This is a genomic window from Brevundimonas sp. Root608 (assembly GCF_001427825.1).
Taxonomy (GTDB): domain Bacteria; phylum Pseudomonadota; class Alphaproteobacteria; order Caulobacterales; family Caulobacteraceae; genus Brevundimonas.
In genome coordinates, this window is the sequence record NZ_LMGT01000001.1 from 289,858 (window position 1) to 307,172 (window position 17,315).

The 17,315-nt window shown below is 63.5% G+C and carries 11 protein-coding genes; 3 read left to right on the top strand and 8 right to left on the bottom strand.

Annotation, left to right across the window (positions count from 1 at the left end):
* The first annotated feature begins 50 nt into the window (after positions 1–50).
* The gene (locus tag ASD59_RS01455; RefSeq protein ID WP_055827239.1) at positions 51–1,175 is read left to right on the top strand and encodes a hypothetical protein; all 1,125 of its coding nucleotides are present in this window, start codon (positions 51–53) and stop codon (positions 1,173–1,175) included.
* The gene (locus ASD59_RS01460) at positions 1,172–2,413 is read left to right on the top strand and encodes an MBL fold metallo-hydrolase (protein WP_055827242.1); all 1,242 of its coding nucleotides are present in this window, start codon (positions 1,172–1,174) and stop codon (positions 2,411–2,413) included. The genes ASD59_RS01455 and ASD59_RS01460 overlap by 4 nt, the downstream gene beginning before the upstream one ends.
* Positions 2,414–2,476: 63 nt before the next feature.
* Here the strand turns inward: ASD59_RS01460 and ASD59_RS01465 are convergent, their stop codons facing one another.
* Both ASD59_RS01465 and ASD59_RS14115 read right to left on the bottom strand, forming a co-directional pair.
* Positions 2,477–3,025: a hypothetical protein gene (locus ASD59_RS01465; RefSeq protein WP_156376881.1), complete on the bottom strand. Its 549-nt coding sequence runs from the start codon at positions 3,023–3,025 to the stop codon at positions 2,477–2,479.
* On the bottom strand, positions 3,022–3,840 hold the full coding sequence (locus ASD59_RS14115) for an NUDIX domain-containing protein (protein WP_235561688.1): 819 nt from the start codon (positions 3,838–3,840) through the stop codon (positions 3,022–3,024). The genes ASD59_RS01465 and ASD59_RS14115 overlap by 4 nt, the downstream gene beginning before the upstream one ends.
* On the opposite strand from ASD59_RS14115, the gene ASD59_RS01475 reads away from it, so the two are divergent.
* On the top strand, positions 3,824–5,359 hold the full coding sequence (locus ASD59_RS01475) for an ADP-ribosylglycohydrolase family protein (RefSeq protein WP_056614981.1): 1,536 nt from the start codon (positions 3,824–3,826) through the stop codon (positions 5,357–5,359). The genes ASD59_RS14115 and ASD59_RS01475 overlap by 17 nt on opposite strands.
* Here ASD59_RS01475 and ASD59_RS01480 read toward each other — a convergent pair.
* From ASD59_RS01480 to ASD59_RS01505, 6 genes are all read right to left on the bottom strand, one after another.
* Positions 5,351–5,914 (bottom strand): hypothetical protein, encoded by a 564-nt coding sequence (locus tag ASD59_RS01480; protein ID WP_156376883.1) that lies wholly within the window; start codon positions 5,912–5,914, stop codon positions 5,351–5,353. The two genes, ASD59_RS01475 and ASD59_RS01480, sit on opposite strands and share 9 nt — an antisense overlap.
* 107 nt (positions 5,915–6,021) lie before the next feature.
* The gene (locus tag ASD59_RS01485) at positions 6,022–9,708 is read right to left on the bottom strand and encodes a DEAD/DEAH box helicase (RefSeq protein WP_055827256.1); all 3,687 of its coding nucleotides are present in this window, start codon (positions 9,706–9,708) and stop codon (positions 6,022–6,024) included.
* Positions 9,705–11,090, bottom strand: a complete 1,386-nt coding sequence (locus ASD59_RS01490; protein WP_055827259.1) for an EH signature domain-containing protein — start codon at positions 11,088–11,090, stop codon at positions 9,705–9,707. Before ASD59_RS01490 ends, ASD59_RS01485 begins: the two co-directional genes overlap by 4 nt.
* On the bottom strand, positions 11,087–11,836 hold the full coding sequence (locus tag ASD59_RS01495; RefSeq protein ID WP_055827262.1) for an OmpA/MotB family protein: 750 nt from the start codon (positions 11,834–11,836) through the stop codon (positions 11,087–11,089). The genes ASD59_RS01490 and ASD59_RS01495 overlap by 4 nt, the downstream gene beginning before the upstream one ends.
* Positions 11,836–13,788, bottom strand: a complete 1,953-nt coding sequence (gene zorA, locus ASD59_RS01500; protein ID WP_055827266.1) for an anti-phage ZorAB system protein ZorA — start codon at positions 13,786–13,788, stop codon at positions 11,836–11,838. The genes ASD59_RS01495 and zorA overlap by 1 nt, the downstream gene beginning before the upstream one ends.
* 194 nt (positions 13,789–13,982) lie before the next feature.
* The gene (locus ASD59_RS01505) at positions 13,983–17,312 is read right to left on the bottom strand and encodes a TM0106 family RecB-like putative nuclease (protein ID WP_056614991.1); all 3,330 of its coding nucleotides are present in this window, start codon (positions 17,310–17,312) and stop codon (positions 13,983–13,985) included.
* Positions 17,313–17,315: the final 3 nt, after the last annotated feature.

Sequence of the window (17,315 nt, forward strand, 5' to 3'; positions counted from 1 at the left end):
ACGCAGAGGCTCATTACGCTGTCACTGCGATCAACAACCAATGGGACAGTATGAACTCCAATAGCGATGACCACCTCCAGGATTTTGTCGAGGACTCGGAACAGCCCGATCTCTCTGAGGACATTCGGGCAAGGCTCCTGAACACCGCGTCTGGTCGCCAGCATGCGATGTGGAGCCAGCGACTTCGGGACGGCTATGCCACCAACCGGAATGTGCGGTTGCCTGCAAAGGATCGGGAAACACAAACTGGCGAGATGATCCCCGGCCTGATGGAGGTCATCGGTGACAACGACACCGCCGAGATTCACCTCACGTCCGCAGCCATCCAGGAGAACATGCAGACTAACGCTGCAGCGTTCGAGGGTTGGGCCTTGGCCCTTAAACGCTGGGCCGGCGCGAAGAAGGTCGGGCTGTTCTGGCCAGCGGTCGAGCCCGTGGATGGCAGGTTTCCGCCTCACTACGAGCGGTTCCTCTACCGGGCTCGACGGTTCGCTGACTTGTTCCCAGACTGGTTCTGGTTGGACGGCGATACATCGGCTTCGGCCGCTCTCGGCAACATCGGCGAGCGTGTTCTCAACGTGGCGGGCGATCGCAGCCACCTGACCGGCAAGCAGGTCTGTGAACCGGGCAAGTGGATGAACGAAAACGAGATGGAGTGTTTCTTCCGTAAGGACGCGGCCTTCGCCGAACACTTCGGCTTCCGTCCCGGGTACCGAACCGACCAGCAGTTTCCGGTTGGACTGTTCGCATCAGAGGCGCCGAAAGACGGAACGCGCATCTTCCCCGGCGGCAAGGGGGCGATCGATCTGGTCTGCGCTGACGGGGACCGGTTCTGGCTTTTCGAGCTGAAAGCCGGAGACAATATTCCTGTCGGCACGATCAGCGAGCTGATCTTCTACGCCAGTGTCATTCGCGATGCGGCATTGGGCCATTTCCGGTTCGCACCGATGCGGGCACCTGGAAACGATGTGACCGGCGATGATGTGGTGAGCGCCAAGTCGATCGTCGCTGTCATGCTCGGCGACAAACTCCATCCGCTGCTGAGCGACGTGGACCTGCTCAAGATGCTGAACGACGCCGTTCAGGCCAGATGGAACGCCGGAGGGGCCGTTACAGTGGAGTTTCGGGCGGCCACAATCACAGACGGTCGGGTTATCAAGGATGTTGCTGCTTGAGCCTCACACTGACGGTTCACAGAGCGACAGACCAGATCGGCGGCAACTGCATCGAGTTGGCGACAGAGACGGGCCGCGTCCTGCTCGACGTTGGTCGCCCCCTGGACGCACCGAAGGATGCGACTGGTCTTCTGCCCGAGACGCTCTGTCTCGATCGGGCGGTCGATGGCGTGCTGATTTCACACCCTCACCAGGACCACTACGGTCTGCTGGATGAACTGCCGGCGACATGGCCGGTCTATTCGGGTGTATCGGCAGGCAAGCTCATGCACCTGACGGCGAGCATATTCGGCACCGCGCCGATCCGGGACTATCGGCACTGGGAAGGCGGGACGTCGGTCGAGATCGGTCCCTTCCGGGTTACGCCTTTCCTGACGGATCACTCCGCATTCGACGCCTATATGTTGCTGATCGAGGCCGCCGGGAAGCGTGTCCTGTACTCCGGTGATTTTCGAAATCACGGGCGAAAGGCTGCGCTGGTCCGGCAGATGATGTCTGCACCGCCGCGCGACGTGGACGTTCTGCTGATGGAAGGCACGAACCTGGGGAGTGACAAGCCGACCAAGAGCGAGCGCGATCTGGAAGAGGATTTCGTGGCCCTGTTCAGGGAAACACCGGGTCGCGTATTCACCTGCTGGTCCGCCCAGAACATCGATCGGACGGTCACCCTCTACCGCGCGGCGGTGAAGTCAGGCCGCACCCTCGTGATCGACCTCTACACCGCCGAGGTTCTCGAACTGCTCGCCGATGCCGGCAAATTGCCGAGGGCGGGCTGGAACAACGTCAAGGTCGTCATTACCCGCTCATTTGCCCGCCTCTACGAGATGAAGGGGCGCAAGGAGTTCGTCGAGCGCATGGCGGCGAACGGCATTTCGGCCGCCGCCCTGGCCCAGACGCCCAACAAATGGGTGGTCATGATCCGCCCGTCGCTCATCCGCGATTTCGCCGCGAAAGGCGTTGTCCCGACAGAGGCGGACGCGTGGAGCTACTCTCAGTGGCAAGGATATCTCGAGCAGCCGGATGGGGTAGCTTTGAAGGCTTGGTTCGATGAGGGAGGTTCACGGCCCCGCCACCTGCACACCTCCGGACACGCTTCCACGGCCGACCTGATGGCCTTTGCCACGGCAATCGGTCCAAAGGCCCTGGTGCCGATCCATGGAGTGGCCTGGGATACCGACCGCGACGGGTTCGAGAACGTCGTGCGGCTGCGCGACGGCGAGCCCTTGGCGATCGTTTGAAGGGGGCACAAGGGGCTGATCGTCTGTCGCAGGGCAGATAGCGCGACGGCGTACGGACTGGCCCTATTCGATGAGCGCGGGCGTGATCAGAACGGCTCCGGAGAGGTTCGGGGCCGGCGGCAGCGGAAACTCCAGATCCCGCATGTCCCCCATACGCCTCAGCGGCAGGTGGTCGAGTTGTTCCGGGGGGACCGCAGCGTATTCCTCCATCACGAAAGGAAGGGCGTTCTCCCTCTCAAGTGCCCCGAGCAGCTCACAGAGCCAGCCGGCGTAGGCCCAGTCCCGGCCGTATCCAGCGGCGCACACACCTGGAAAGCGCTTGATGAACTTGTCGGCAAGCTGTCGGGCGTTGTCGCTGCGGGCATCGGTCCAGCCGAAGTAGCGATTCGAACTGGCGCTGGAGTAGGCGGCACAGACGTCGTCGGTGGTGTGCTCCATCCAGGCGCCGTTGCGTTCGGAGAACAGATCCGCCGGTCCGATCGCCACCCGCCACGCCAACGGATAGATGTAGGGCATGACCCGCAGACGCTGATAGCCCAGCCGATGCAGGTCGCTGACCATGCGGATTACGCGTTGGGTCCGCCGGACTGAGGCTTGGAACTCGTCGCTCACGCGGTCTCTCCCAGAGCCGCAAGCACGCGGCGGAGGTTGTAGTGTTTAGGGGGGTGTCCGCGGCCGCGCGGGGTCGCTGCAGGCGGCTCCGACAGTTCGCCAGGAGCGAGCAGTCCCGCGGCGCGCTTGTAGAGATTTGAGCGGTCCACAACCCGGCCGATGGCGCGCTGATAGGCGGCGTGGAAGTCTGGATAGGTGAAGACCTCCGGCATCAGTTCAAGGAAGAGGTCGAGCTCGTCGTGGCGTTGGCGAATGCGGGCTTTCGCGTCGTCCAGGATGCGGTTGTGATCGAACTCCAGGCGGCCGATTTCGGAGAGCGCCGCCCAGTGCACAGCGCCGGCGTCTGAACCGGCTCGGGGCTCGCAGCGGCTGTCGTGAACGAACGTCCAGTAGGCCGCTGAGATGTAGCGCCCGCGCGGGTCGCGCGCGGCGTCTCCGTAAGCGCCCAGCTGATGAATGCGCAGCGGGTGAACGCCAGTTTCCTCCTCAAGCTCGCGAAGCGCGCAAGCCTCGAGAGATGGATCGACGTCTTCAGGGATCGCGCTGCCGCGAGCGACCGCATGTTCAACCTCGGGCGGGCCAACTCGTAAAAACCCGCCGGGCAAGGCCAGGCCCTTCGGCTCCTCCTTGCGATCGATGAGAAGCACTTCGAGTCCGTTGTGGCCGTTCCGGAGCACTACGACATCGGTCGCGACTGACGGGCGGGGGTGGCTGTAACGATAGCTGGTCATTTGTAGTGAGCTTGACACGAAATAATAAATGTGACAAGTACACAAAATCGAAATGACGGGGTACACAATGATCCGAACCAGCAAGACCGACCCTCTTCAGATCAACGAGGTGCTGTGCGCCGGGGGCGTGATTGGACTGACGCTGTGTCCCGGGAAGAAGGGGGGCAGCGTCTTCGGCGCGCCGTGGGATCGAGATCTGTCGGCCGACATCGGGGTCATTCGGGGTTGGGCCGCGACCACGGTTCTCACCCTGATCGAGGATCACGAGTTCGACCTTCTGGATGTCCGCGATCTGCCGGCGGCAGTGCGCGAAACCGGGATGACCTGGCTTCATGCGCCGATCCGAGATGTGGATGTTCCGGATGAAACCTTCGAGCGACGGTGGACGGTGGTCGGCCACAAGGTCCGCGCCGAGCTCCGGCGCGGTAACCGCGTCCTGATCCACTGCCGCGGTGGAAGAGGGAGGGCCGGCATGATCGCCGCTCGGCTCCTCGTAGAGTTCGGCGAAAGCCCGGCCGAGGCGATCCAGAGCGTGCGGCAAGCTCGATCCGACACCATCGAAACCGCGGCTCAGGAAGCCCACGTCAAATCGGTGCAGGTCCAACCCGATCGTGAGCGCGAAGATCGGGTTCTCGGCTGCCTTTTCGGAGGCGCGGTCGGTGACGCATTTGGCTACGCCGTCGAGTTCGATCGACTGCAGGAGATCCTGCGCCGCCACGGTCCCGACGGATTGACAGAGCCCCAGCTCCAGGCGGGCAAATTCATCGTCAGCGACGACACCCAGATGACGTTGTTTACAGCCGAGGCCGTGAACCGGTCCGGCTCACCGGAAGGGTTCATCGACGAGTGTCGGGCGGCCTATCTGCGCTGGTACGAAACCCAGACCGGCCGCCCAGGCGAAGGCCGCGACGGTCTCCTGGCCCATGCGCCGCTCTGGAAGCGACGGGCTCCGGGTAACACCTGCATGTCGGCTCTCGCCCAAGGCGGCACGGGAAGCGCTGAGCGCCGCATCAACGATTCCAAAGGCTGCGGCGGGGTCATGCGGGTCGCGCCGATCGGGCTGGTGCGTCACTGGGATGAGCGGACGGCCTTCGAGCTCGGAGCGGCCGCCGCTGCCCTGACACATGGCCATCCGAGCGGGTTCTTCAGCGCCGCAGCGATGTCAGCGATCGTTCGAAACCTGCTGGACGGCGCTGATCTCACGGTCGCGGTCGACCGGGCTTCGCATTTGCTCTCAGAGCATCCCGAGGCCAAGGAAACCCAGATTGCGATGGAGCGAGCCGTCTCGCTCGCCCGACAGAGTTCTGACGGTCAAGACGTGGCTCGCCGGGCGCTTGGGGAGGGTTGGGTCGGCGAGGAGGCTCTCGCGATTGCGATCTACAGCTGCCTCGTCGGCTCCAGCTTCGAAGACACGATGCGCGTCGCGGCGAACCATGACGGCGATAGCGATTCCACCGCGTCGATCGCCGGCCAGCTGTTTGGCGCTCGTTGGGGGTTCGAGCACCTTCCCTGGACCTGGGTCGGGCCGCTCGACGTCTTTGACGCGGTCGCCGAGACTGTGACGTCACCCAAAGGCTCGCCGAAGGCCGTGGTCCTAGACTGACCCTTGGCGGCCAAACATAGGCATCGAGGACGTCCAAAGGGCGTCCTCCAGATGCGGAAGCGCGAGGGGCGAGATCCCATCGCCGTAGCTGGCGCATTCCAGATCTAGTGGGACGCCGAGCGACTGCGCCCAGCAGGCGAGATTGAGCGCATATGTCCCCCGCGCGCCGAAGCCGAGATGCTCATAGATCCGCTTCCGGATACTGGACGAACGCCCCACGTAGAGAAACCTCGATCGAGGTCCGTGCCGGCGAGAAAAGCTTCTCTCGGCGGACTTGGTCTTTCCAGCGTCAAATGCCTGCAGGACCAGTTCTGGATTCAGGTCAGCTGGAACGCCGATGCGATAGAGCGTCGGGCTTTTGGCCGGGAGTTTGGCTAGCTCAACATCGAGGAAGTTCTTGGCGCCCGCTGGGGTCAGCGCCTGCGGATGGATCGTGAGCCTCCGGATCTCCGGCTCAGGGCAAACTTCCAACGCCTCGAGGGCCGTCTTCAGCGAGGCTGCGGCGAAACCGGGCAGGCGGGCAAGGTCTATCGGTGTCGAGAGGGGCGTCGTCATGGGCAATCGCATTTCTCTACGGGAATCATGATGTCGACCAGCGGTATACGGGAATCAAGGCGCCCACCAGCAGGATACGGGACGGAGCCGCCACTCGCCTGTTTCGCTCAGCCATTCGAGCCAGGCGGCGCATATGTCACCGTGCACTGCTTTCGCTCGTCGTAGAATGCCTCGACGCCTCGACCCAAAGTCAGCTCATGAATTCGGACGGCGCCGCCGGCGTGGCGCACCGCGATGTCCACGAATCGATCGTGGAAATCATCGTCTCTGGACCGCTTGCGTCGACGCGTCAGCGCCAGGCGCGGCATCGGTGTCAGCCGCCGGGTCAGCATGTCTCCCATCTCGCGTCGGCTCTGCGTATCAGAGGCGTCGCCTTCGACCTCTTCTGCGTACTCGATCGTCACGCTCTCGACAGAGCGCGCGACAGCTTTGAGATCTGCGATGAACTGGACTTGGGCCTCACGGTTTGAGCGACGCGCCAGCGCGTAAGGATCGCGGATGGAAATATCGACGAGGTCCTTGCCCGCGAACAGCGCCAGGATTTCATCCGTAGGCCTGATACCCCCGGCGGCCACGCGCCACTGACGGATCCCGGAATTGGTCAGTGCGGTTGGCAGGGTGAGCGTGGTTCGGACAGGCGGAGCCGCGGGTGGAACGATGACCGATGGCTCGTGGGGGGCAACAGATTCCGAGATCGCACTCGGAGCCGCAGTTTCTTCGGTTTCGTAGGCCTCTTCGACGTCGTTGGACGCCTCTCCGAGCGACACCTCACGGAACAGGTTCGCCAACTCGCCGTCGCTGGCATCCGGCGGCAGAAAGAGGTCGCGGGTGAGCTTGCGTTTGCGGTCGATGAGCGCGTTCAGGCGCAGGTCAAAGCTGGACGACCGGATCGCTGGATCGGGATGGACCGCCATTGGCAGGTGGACGTGCACGTCGCGCTTTTGGCCAATCCGGAACACGCGATCTGTTGCCTGGTCCTCCACCGCCGGGTTCCACCACCGCGACAGGTGGATCACGTGATTGGCTTCGGTGATCGTGAGGCCCACGCCGCCTGCCTTCGGCGACAGGATCAACACATCGAAACTGCCAGGGGACTTCTGGAAGACGTCCACCATCTCCTGGCGCTTGGGCCCAGGGACGGACCCGTTGATGCGCATGGGCATGCGAGGAAGGTGGAATCGCCCTTGGATCAGTCCGGCAAGACGTTCTTGCATGGCCAGATCTTCTACGAAGATCAGGGCCTTTTCCCCCTTTGCCGCGATATCCTTGAGGATGTCCAAGGTTCGCGACAGGCGGGCGGAATCCTGGGCATAGGCGTCGAGATCCGCAGGTGCATGACGGGGGTTGAGCGGGTGAAGGGAAACGCCGCGAAGTCCCGCGAGCGTGGTGAGCATACCGCCCTTGCCGACGGCCCCGTTGGCGCTGGCGGCAGCCGCGCGGACCACGAGATCCTTGTAGGCATCTGCCTGCGTCGCGGGCATTTCACCCTCGAAGGGGTGAACCGACTTGGACGGCATATCCTTCAGCGCATCGCTCTTCAGGCGACGAAGCATGTAGGGAGCTTGATCGGTCGGCGCCTCGGTCAGTTGTGTCTTGAGCCGAGAGAGCGCCGCAGTGTCACTGGCGGGATGACGCCGCTCAAAGTCGCGGCTGGCGCCGAGCAGGCCCGGCGCGATCACGTCCATGATGGACCACAGGTCCTGGAGCCTATTCTCGACCGGCGTGCCGGTCATGCCGAGCGTGAATGCGCCGTTGAGGGTCTTCGCCGCCCGGGTCATCTGACTGACCGGGTTCTTGAGCTTCTGGATTTCGTCATAGACGATCAAGCCGAAGCGGGTCCTCGCAAACGAGAAGTGATAATCCCGGAGCGTCTCGTAGGTCGTGAGCACGACCCCGGCATCGCGCCAGGCCTCGGCTTTCAGCGCCGCCCTGCCAGTCTCGATGTCGCGCTGGCCGAAACTGTCCTGCTCACGAAGCTGCTTCAGGTCAGAGCCGAAGGCGGGCACCAGTAACCCCAGCTGCGTGCCGGAGAGATGCTTCTTGATCTCGCCCCGCCAGGTGCCCAGCAGCCCTGTGGGCGCGACGATCAGGAAGGGCTCTTTGGGACGACGGCCGGCTTCCGCCTCTTCCTGGAGCCAGGCCATGAAGGCGATGGCTTGCAGGGTCTTTCCCAGCCCCATGTCATCCGCGAGCAGGGCGCCGGGATGAAGGGTTTCAATGGATCGGACAAGCCAGCGGAGGCCTTGCGTCTGGTGGGGCTTGAGTGTGCTGGACAGGCGCTCGGGTATGCGGAGCGGCGAGGGCGGCGGCGTCGCCTCTTCCGACCGGAAGGGCGCGAATTCGACCTCCTCGAAATTCTCGCGCACGACCAGGAAGAGTTTTCCCTGAAGGGCTGCGTCCCACCCGGCCGGCGGCGTGTCCTCGTCGACGGCGGGCGCATCCTCGCCACCCTTGGAGCGGCCAAATGGGCGCAGGCTCTCGAGCGACTGTATCAGCTGATCATTGACCGGCAGGCTTGACGGCGGAGGAGGACCATCTGGCCCGGTCGACTGCAACAGGCCCTCGACCCCGGCGGTGGCCTTGCCAGCTTCAGCGGCCGCGGCCACCTGGTCGATTACGGCCGCGACGTTCTCGGCTGGGATCTCGAAATAATCATCGCCCACTCGAAGCCCGAACCGCTCCGGCAACCAACTGTTCTTTCCGGCAGGCACGATCCAAGGCAGCACGGGCGTGCGCCAGACATCCACGCCGGCGACCCGGCTGGAAAACTGCTCGGTCTCGACGAAGAGCTCGTCGAGTGCGATCCGTTCAGCGACCTCCTCGCCCAAGGTCTCCTTGAGCACCTTGCGCGGGTTTAGGACGAAGGCTCGGCGTTCGCTCTCTGGCCGGTCTTGCAATCTACGCACCGCACCGAGAGCCGGGCGAAGCGAGGGGTCGATGAAGACGTATTCGCCGTCCCTCAGGACGTAGACTGGCCGTACGTCGGCCTCGCGCCTGAACCGATCTTCGGAGAAGAGCTTTTGGGCGCTGGGCGTCAGGACATTGTCAAACGCCTCGTCCAGCGCGCGACCGTCCGATTGGGCCTCGTCCGCAACGCCCAGACCAAACAGCACGGGATCGAAGTCGGTCCGGTCTGGTGTGAGCGTGCGCAGTGTCAGAGATAGCGAGGAGGCGTAATGTACGCGCATGTCTCGCAGGTAAGGTTCAGACGTGACCCCTGATGACGCATCCTCGGGCCAGTGACGGCGCAGGAGCGCCAGGAGCCGAAACCGCTCGGCCTTGTCGACAGGCACGGTGAGTGACCGGGCGATACTGAGGATGGACCAGAGGGGTTCGGGGATCCGGCGCTGCGAACCTTCGCAGGAAATGATCGCGCCATTGATCGAGACGCGACAGGGCTGGCCGCCCGGCTTCACCCATCGAACATCCAGCCGGAAATCGTCCTCATCGATCCGGCCGACAGGCTTGAGGTCGAGCGCCAAGGGCGTCGCGGGAGGGACCGTGAGCACCAGCGCCGTCGCAGCGTCGAACTCGGCCACGCAGCGAGGACTGAGAACAATCTCGTTGTCGAGCACCACGACTGAAGGCTGTTGTCCGGCTTCGAGCGCGTCCTCGGCTTTGGCGAACAGACCCCCCAGGGCCGTGGCAGCGTCCGGGCGTCGATTGGCCCATTCGGCAGTTGGGACGATCACGCCGCTTTGCGCGAGCGCCAAGTGGAGCATCTCACCGTCTTCTCTGACCGAGAATGATGCCTCTTCCGCCGTGCGGGCCTTGCGCCGGAATGGGTTGATCATGGCCGCAGGCCGGTTTCGTTCTTGATGATGTCAGCCACTCTCGATTGCCACCACGTCGTATGGGAACCGGAGGTCGGCGCGCGCATGAGTTCGGAAGAATCGTAGTCGGGCAATCGCCGACTATTGTGCCGGAACAGGACGGGGTGCTTCGGGTCGTTGCGACCCCAGATGTTCCATTTTCCGTTGTGGCTCCACTCAGCGATGGTCAGGTCGCCAATCTTCATTATGAGCGCGGCGTGTTGTGAGGAACGACCGGAGCCCGAGGCCAGTCGTCCGAACATCGAAAGACTCTTGTCGCCCGTTCGTTGGGCGGCGCGATCGGCACGGGCCGCACCGTCCGAGCCGAAGGCAACCCAGGCCGCCGAGATCATGTCGGCGTCCAGGTACCGGGTCCAGAATTTGCGCCGGTCTGCCCACATGTCAGGGCGATCAGTCATGGTTTCGTTGACGATGTCGAAAAACTGTCGGACCGAAGCCTCGGTTAGCCAGCGCAGAATGATGGCGTATGCATCGCCTGCGACCTCTTCTACCGGCCGCCATCGTGCGCGGTTGATGCGGGGGTCGCCTGCGTGCGCGACCGCCTTGTCGACGATCAGTGTCTTGTGGGCTCGGGCGGGCTCGCTTGCGCCCCAAGGCTCAAACAGAGCGCCCGCAAATTGCGGCCAGGCCTTGGGATAGGCGAGGGTGCCTGAACCGCCCGACCATTCAATAAGTCGTTCCTGGGCTGCGACCGCCTGGGCCGCCTTGAGCTTGCGCACCGTCTCGCAGGCCGCTGTAAAGCCGGCCAGCCCCAGGCCACCGATGCGACGGCCTTCCGTCGTCAGCCCAGCTTCGTCGAGGATGGACCGAAAGTCGCCTTTACCGCCGAGCACCGCTGCCGCCAGGCGGCCGGGCGCCTTTGAGGGCGTGAGCAACTCAAAAGCCTTGATCCGAGCCGGCCAGGGATCGGTTCCCCGCCATGGCCAGGACTTCGACGCGGTGGTCAGTCGCTTGGCGAGCCACGCGACGTCCGCATCATCTTGATCAAAGCCGTCGAGGTAGGCGTCAAGGAGAGCGAACAAGGCTGAACGGCGACGCAGCGTTTCGACCTGGTCGCAAATGGGGTTCGCGATGGTGGTGTCTTTGGCCGGTGGGTGCGGCGGGTGCAGAAATGTTCTGCAACTCTCCCGCAGGTCCCGCCGCGAAAGCGATGCGACCTGACCCTCAGATATCAGACCGGCCACTCGCTGCTGGAGCGCTTCGGTCGCCTCGAGGTTGATGGCCCTTGCCTCTCCACTGATCTGGGCGACAGCTCTAGGGAGCAAGACCAGCTCGGGGGCACGGACTCGCAAGGCGTCGAGGAGGCGTTCTGGGTGGTCCAGCAGAGAGGCCAGGCGGGTCATCGAGCGTCCAGCGCCCGCTCGACCCGGCGAACCGTTTGCCCGGAGTCGGGCGCGACCATGATGATGCGAAGATCGATGCGCCGGTTGCGGGCTTTGGCATCGATGGTGTCGCTCGGGTCAATTGGCCGTTGAGGACCATAGCCGCTGACGCTGAGAACAGGCTCGCACAGCTTGCCCTTCATGGCGCAAAGCTCTGAGAGATCGGCTCGGGAACCAACAAGCGTTCGATAAGTATTTGTCGCTCGGACGACTGACAGGTCCCAGTTGTCTCGACCGCCGCCGGAAAACGCGTCGCGATCGGTGTGCCCCTCGATGTAGACGGACTCGATCGCGTGCTCGGTGGCAGGGCATGTCGGGGGTACCGCGCGTCCCGACTGGTGGCGCGTGTAGCAGGGAAGCACTTCTTCCAGCGCTTCGGCCAGCTTGCCTACATTCTCCTGCCCTTCGACCTTCAGCTGATCGTCGCCGCTGTCGAACAGGATCTTGTCGGGCAGTCGAAGCACGCCATTCTGCGTATCTATAGATACCTCCACGCCCTTTTGCTTGAGGGACGCTTGTATCTGCGCCAGTATTTCCGCACGCGTGGTGTCCGCGCCAGTCAGTTCGTCAGTGACCTGGCGAAATTGCAGGGCGTAATACATCAGCAAAATGATGAAGATGAAGACGAGCCCCACCATCATGTCCGTCATCGAGACAAAATAGTTCTCTTCCTCGATGGCATGCTCGTGCGCGTCATCGAGGATCATCAGGCAGCCTCAGACAGCTTTTTGGCCTCGACATAGTCGTTGAGGGATTCTGCGTATTCCTCGATGGATGTCAGCGCGCCGGAGAGCTTGCCCACTGCGGACGCCAGCTCGCGATCGGTATCGGCAGCGAAGCGCTTGAACTCGCTGAAGGTACCCTCGAGCGTCTCTCCGAGACGAACGGTGGTTTGCTCGAGCGCCTTGTCGACATTCTCGAAGCGTGCGCGGTAGTCGGCCCAAGCGGTTTCTGCGGCCTCCTGCGTCTCGCGAATCCCATCGGCGAGTTTCTGCAGCGACTGCACCGCCTCCGCGTCCATTTGCTGATTGGCTTCCAGCGAACGCGCGATCCGACCTGCAGCTTCGTTGACGGCTTGAACTGCTTGGGCGACCGGCGCTGCCGCCGCCGCAAATCCCTTGGAAGCGTCGCCGATGGAGATTGCGACGGTCTTGGCATGCCCCGTCACGCCTTCCATCGCCTCAGCCGTTCGCACGGCGCTTTCGCCGCTCCGGGTGAAGCCCTGACCGGCGCGGTCAATCTGCTCCGCCGCTTCGCCAACCGCTTTGGCGAGGCCTGCGGCCACGCCTCTAAGGCCTTCCCCCGACTCCTCGAGCGCCACGCGGAACGTTTCCTGGCTCGCGGCCACACCCGCCGTCATCGCGTTCGAGACCTCCTTCTGCATCGTCTCTGCAGCGTTGAGGCCGGCTCCCTGCAATCGATTGACTGCTTCGGTGATGGCGTCAGCCGACTTGGTCTGGGCGCTCTCGAGGCCGCTCAGCATGCGCTCGAGCGTGTCGGACTGAGCCCGAGCCATTTCCTCGCCCTGGGTCGAGAAGCGCTCACCCATACCGTCGACCTGGCCAGTGAGCCGGTCGAAGGCCTCGCGAATGTCAGTCGCAGCCTGAGCGAAATCTGCGCCGGCGGCGCGGATCTGGCGGGCGGCGTCCTCTCCAGAGGAGCCCACCGACGAGCTCAAATCGTCCAGGCGTTCGCCCAAGGTGGAAAGCGTCTGACCCAGTGCTCGCAGCTCACCGCCTGACGCCTCCTCGATCGCCTTGGCGGCTCCTTGGCCGAGCCCCTGACCCATCGACGTCATGTTGTCATTGAGCAGGCCGAGCGAGGCGGTTACGGGTGCGATGGCTTGTTGGAATTCCACCCCCATGCGCTCACTGAGCTGGAGAGCGAAGTCGGTATTGAAGGCCTTGAGTTGATCGCGCTGCTCGCGAAGGACATCGAGCTGCTCGACCGCCAGGCGCTGGGGTGGCACGTACAACATGCCCCGCTCCAGCAGCGAACAAAGGGCATCCGTCACTCGGTTGGTGCGCTTCTGCAGCCCGTGCTCGACGAATCGCAGAACGAGTGATGTCCCGACACCTGCGACAGAGGTGAAGAACTTGGCGCCCGCGACGGTGAGCAGGTCAATCAGCGACTGCTGCATAGCCGTCTGGTCGCCCGTCGCCATGCCTTGGCTGGCTTTGTGCAGCGCCACGATGAGCCCGAGGAAAGTCAGGATCAGTCCCAGTCCAACCATGATGTTGGACCAGAAGATGAGAAGGCTTTGCCGCGGCGCGGCGCGGTTGAAGAAGGCCGCAGGTCGGTTCGTATTTCTGACCGGGGCTTCGGTTTCGTCGACGATCGATTCCTGGAACTCGCGCCAAGCCAGAATGAGAGGGTCTGCGCCCGGTGCAGGAGCGGCCATGGCGGCAGCGACGTCTCCATAGTTCGCGCTGAATGCGGCCCGTTCCGCAACGGGATCGCTTTCAGACCCAATCGCGCCTTGGAGAACCTCGACGCGCTTTGACGCGGCATTCAGATAGGGAAGGGTCCGCGTGCGTGCCTGGAACGATAGCCAGCCTGTCCATGCAAGCATCAGGGGCGCGATCACCAAGGGGGCTACCCAAGGGACGCCGAAGATAAGTTCCAGCCCAATCAGGATGAAGTCGAGAACGCTATTCATGTACCCCCCGTTTGAAGCAGCGCATCACAATGGTTGCGTGAAGTCCGCGGCCGCTTCGCAATCCAACCCTATCCCAAGGATCAGAAAGATTTGAAAAATTGCCCAATATTCGCGGCGGAATAACCACCGCTAGCCCCCTCGGCGTAAAGAACACTTCTACTTAAAGGCGCTGGCAGTGTCAGCCCCCATGACAGCTAACGGCATGCCGCTGCTTCGGCTCGTGCGAGCAGATCCAACCGCGGAAGGTCCGCAAGGCCCGGCGAAGACAGTTCCAACAATCGCTGCCCCTTGATCATGACGGCCAGGCACTTCGCTCGACTGATGGCGACGTTGAGACGATTGCGATTGAAGAGGAATTCCGTCCCACGAGGGGCATCGCCTCCAAAGGAAGTGGCCATGGACACCAGCACCACCGGCGCTTCCTGACCCTGGAATTTGTCGACCGTCCCGATGCGCGCGCCCTGAGGAAGCCGCTTCTTGAGCAGGGTCACCTGCATGTTGAAGGGACTGACGACGATGATGTCGCTGAGGGTGATGGGCGCGGCGACGCCGGCCGTGTTGACCCAGGATTGACCGAGCAGCTGTTCGATGAGGTGGCCGATTACGGTGGCCTCTTCCCCGGAACTCTGGGTGCAGCCCTGGTGGTCAACATCCACCGTACTGATGCCAGTAGGCTGCAGCGCGGGGTGCAGGCCGTCGCCGAGGACAAGCCGCTGGACAGCGGTCGAGGCTTCGGCCTGAAGGCGACCTTCGTAGACGGCGTCTGAGATGAAGCTGCAGACATCCGGGTGCATTCGCCATGACACGTTGAGGAGAATACCGCGCTCTGGCGGCACGGTCGGATGCTCCTGCATTGCGTAGTCCATGGATGACAGGCCGGTCTCGCCCGGATGTACGCCTTGTACGGGCTGGGGGAGCTGCATCTGATCGCCGACGAGCACCAGGTTTCTGGCGCAGCCGGCCATGGCCATGATGTTGCCGAGAGACACCTGACCTGCCTCATCCACGAACAGGTAGTCGAACGAGTTCACGTCGTGCTTGGCGAACTCGAAAGCGGTGGCGCCGACCAGCTGATGGCTGAGTTCGACGTCCTTGGATGCACCCACACTGATGATGCCATAGCCCTCGAAAACCGTCTCAGGGTCGCCCGGCGAGGCCTTCTTCACACCGTCGAGCTCAAACCCGACGTCCTCGCAGCGTTTCGAGACGCCCTTGAGCAGGTTGTTGATCGCCTTGTGAGAGTTCGACGAAACCGCCACCCGTTTACCGTCCTGCAGCAGGGCGGTGATGGCGCGGGCGGTGGTGTAGGTCTTGCCGGTGCCCGGCGGCCCCTGGATGATCAAGCTGCTTTCATCCAGGTCGCGAGCCGCGCGGATGGCACCTTCCACCAGATCTTCGCCGGCAGCGACCACTGCCTTGCCCTGCGCGCGTCCCGCGAGCCGAGGGGAGAGGCGGCGCAGCATGTCGAGCAGGGCCCGGTCGGATTCGAAGTCGCCCTTCGACACGCGCCTGGCGACTTCCAGAAGCCCCGCTTCCAGGACTGATTGGTCGATCAGCTGACCGGGCGAAAGTGATGCCCGCTCGGGGAAGTCTCCGCTCTTGGCCTGGCGGCGCAGGACCACGATCTGTCGCTCCATATCGAGCTTCACGATCGAGCCGGCGGGGTCGAGCGTGAGTGCGATACGCGGGCGGTCACCCTCCTTCACCTTCGTATCCTGCTCGGGGAAGCGATAGGTGGCGACCAGAGATTTTGCTTCCGGCTCCTGGTTTATGAGCTGCAGGCCGCCAAGGCTCTCAGCGTCTTCGATGAGCTCTTCATCGGTCCAGGTCTGGCGATCGAACAGCGCCCACCATTGGGGCTTCTGCGAGCGCTGGTGGAACCAGAGAAGCTCCGCCAGCAGCTCGCGCAGTTCAGGCTCCAGGCCCTCCTGTCCGCGAAGGGCCTCGGCGACCGCGATACGATCGCGTTCGAACTCGGCGCGCGCCTCAGCCTTGGCGCTCGGTTCCGGTTTGAGTTCGTCTGGCTCCGGAACTGCGAGGCCAAACGGCGCATCGGCCGGCCGCAGTGCCTCAAGCCAATCGCGCAGTTTGGCGGTGGAGACGCAGTCATCCTCGTTGTAGCGCTCAATGGCTTCCAGGATCGCCGGATCCGACAGCTCCCGCCAGCGCTCGTACTCCACAATACTATCTCCGGCGTTGGTTACTTCGCCGACGCGCTTGCCCCAGTAGATCTTCTCCAGATCCTTGAGCGAATAGCTCTCGGTCGAGGCCCTGATGCCCTGACGAACCACGGCGTAGAGATCCACGAAGCGGTGGTCGCGCTGCAGCTGGTCAAGCTCGGCCTCGCGAGTCGCGTATTTCGCGGACAGCCGCTTCAGCGCCGTCCTTTCGTAGGGGGCGTAGTGATAGATCCGCGCCCTCGGAAAACGCTCCAGGTGCTTCTTGAACAGATCCATCAAGCGCTCGAAGGACGCCTTCTCCGCGACGTGGTCATGAGCCCAGAGGGCTACGAAGCGATCAGTGCCGTCGTCGCCTAGAGGTCCCCACAGGCCGTGGAGGTACTCCAAGCCTTCGGGGTACAGCGGGTCTCCTTCAATGTCGTAGAACAGGTCGCCCGGCTGGGGCGGCGGAAGGATCGCAAACCCGCGCAGCGGCTCGCTCGGCAGGGTCTCAGCTAGGTGCTGGCCGCCCGCCGCGCCTCGCATCTGGAGCCGCGCCTGGTTCGCCAGCTTGGCCAAGGTATCTTCGCCGATGCCGGGAACCTTGGATCCAGTGGGAAGCGCAGCCACATCGGTCAGCGTGCGAACGCCGGCCTTGGCCAGCTTGATGATCTGATCGCCGCGCATGCCGGCTACGAACACGGGGCTGTCGGCCGTCCGCCATTCGCTCGTGCAGCGGTCGAGAAAATCGCACTGACCGCAGGCCCCGTTTTTGACGGCTTGGGTCTCCACTGGTGCGTCGATGAAGGCTTCGAACTGGCCCATCATGCGCCGGGTGATGTGTCGCGTGTCTTCGAGCCGGAACCGCTCGGGCGGGCCTCCCGAGCCGTGGATGGCGCCTTGTGGCGGCCGATGACCGCTCACGTGCTCCAACAGGGCGGCGTAGACGCCTAGCTGCAGCAGGTGTTCGGCCTTGGCCTTCTTGGCCAGCTTGGCGTCCTCGGGCGCGTATCGCCAAGTGCCGTCTTCCTGAGTGTCGCTACGCACCAGAAAGTCCGGATAGCCGACCCACCGACCGTCCGTGAGCGCGGCCTGGTAGATCACCGGAGCGCCGTCGTTCATCGCCTGGACGGTGAGCTGCACGCGGTGCTCCAGAGACCCTTCGCCAGGAATCTCGACCACCGCGCCGTACTTGGCTCTCAGCTGTTCAACCACGCGCGCTTCATGCTCGAAGCCTTTTGCTCGGATCAGGGTGATGGCGTCATCGGCGCGCTCCGGCGGTTTGACGCCCTGGAGCCAAAGAGCGGTCTGGTGACGGCAAGCCTGAAAGGCGTTGAGGCGCGAGGCGGAGAGTAATCTGGTCATGGT

Excerpts from the sequence above, each read along its gene's own strand:
- ASD59_RS01480 (WP_156376883.1), bottom strand. The coding sequence starts at position 5,914 with ATGACGACGCCCCTCTCGACACCGATAGACCTTGCCCGCCTGCCCGGT.
- ASD59_RS01455 (WP_055827239.1), top strand. The coding sequence starts at position 51 with ATGAACTCCAATAGCGATGACCACCTCCAGGATTTTGTCGAGGACTCG.
- zorA (WP_055827266.1), bottom strand. The coding sequence starts at position 13,788 with ATGAATAGCGTTCTCGACTTCATCCTGATTGGGCTGGAACTTATCTTC.
- ASD59_RS01475 (WP_056614981.1), top strand. The coding sequence starts at position 3,824 with ATGATCCGAACCAGCAAGACCGACCCTCTTCAGATCAACGAGGTGCTG.
- ASD59_RS01490 (WP_055827259.1), bottom strand. The coding sequence starts at position 11,090 with ATGACCCGCCTGGCCTCTCTGCTGGACCACCCAGAACGCCTCCTCGAC.
- ASD59_RS01485 (WP_055827256.1), bottom strand. The coding sequence starts at position 9,708 with ATGATCAACCCATTCCGGCGCAAGGCCCGCACGGCGGAAGAGGCATCA.
- ASD59_RS01505 (WP_056614991.1), bottom strand. The coding sequence starts at position 17,312 with ATGACCAGATTACTCTCCGCCTCGCGCCTCAACGCCTTTCAGGCTTGC.
- ASD59_RS01495 (WP_055827262.1), bottom strand. The coding sequence starts at position 11,836 with ATGATCCTCGATGACGCGCACGAGCATGCCATCGAGGAAGAGAACTAT.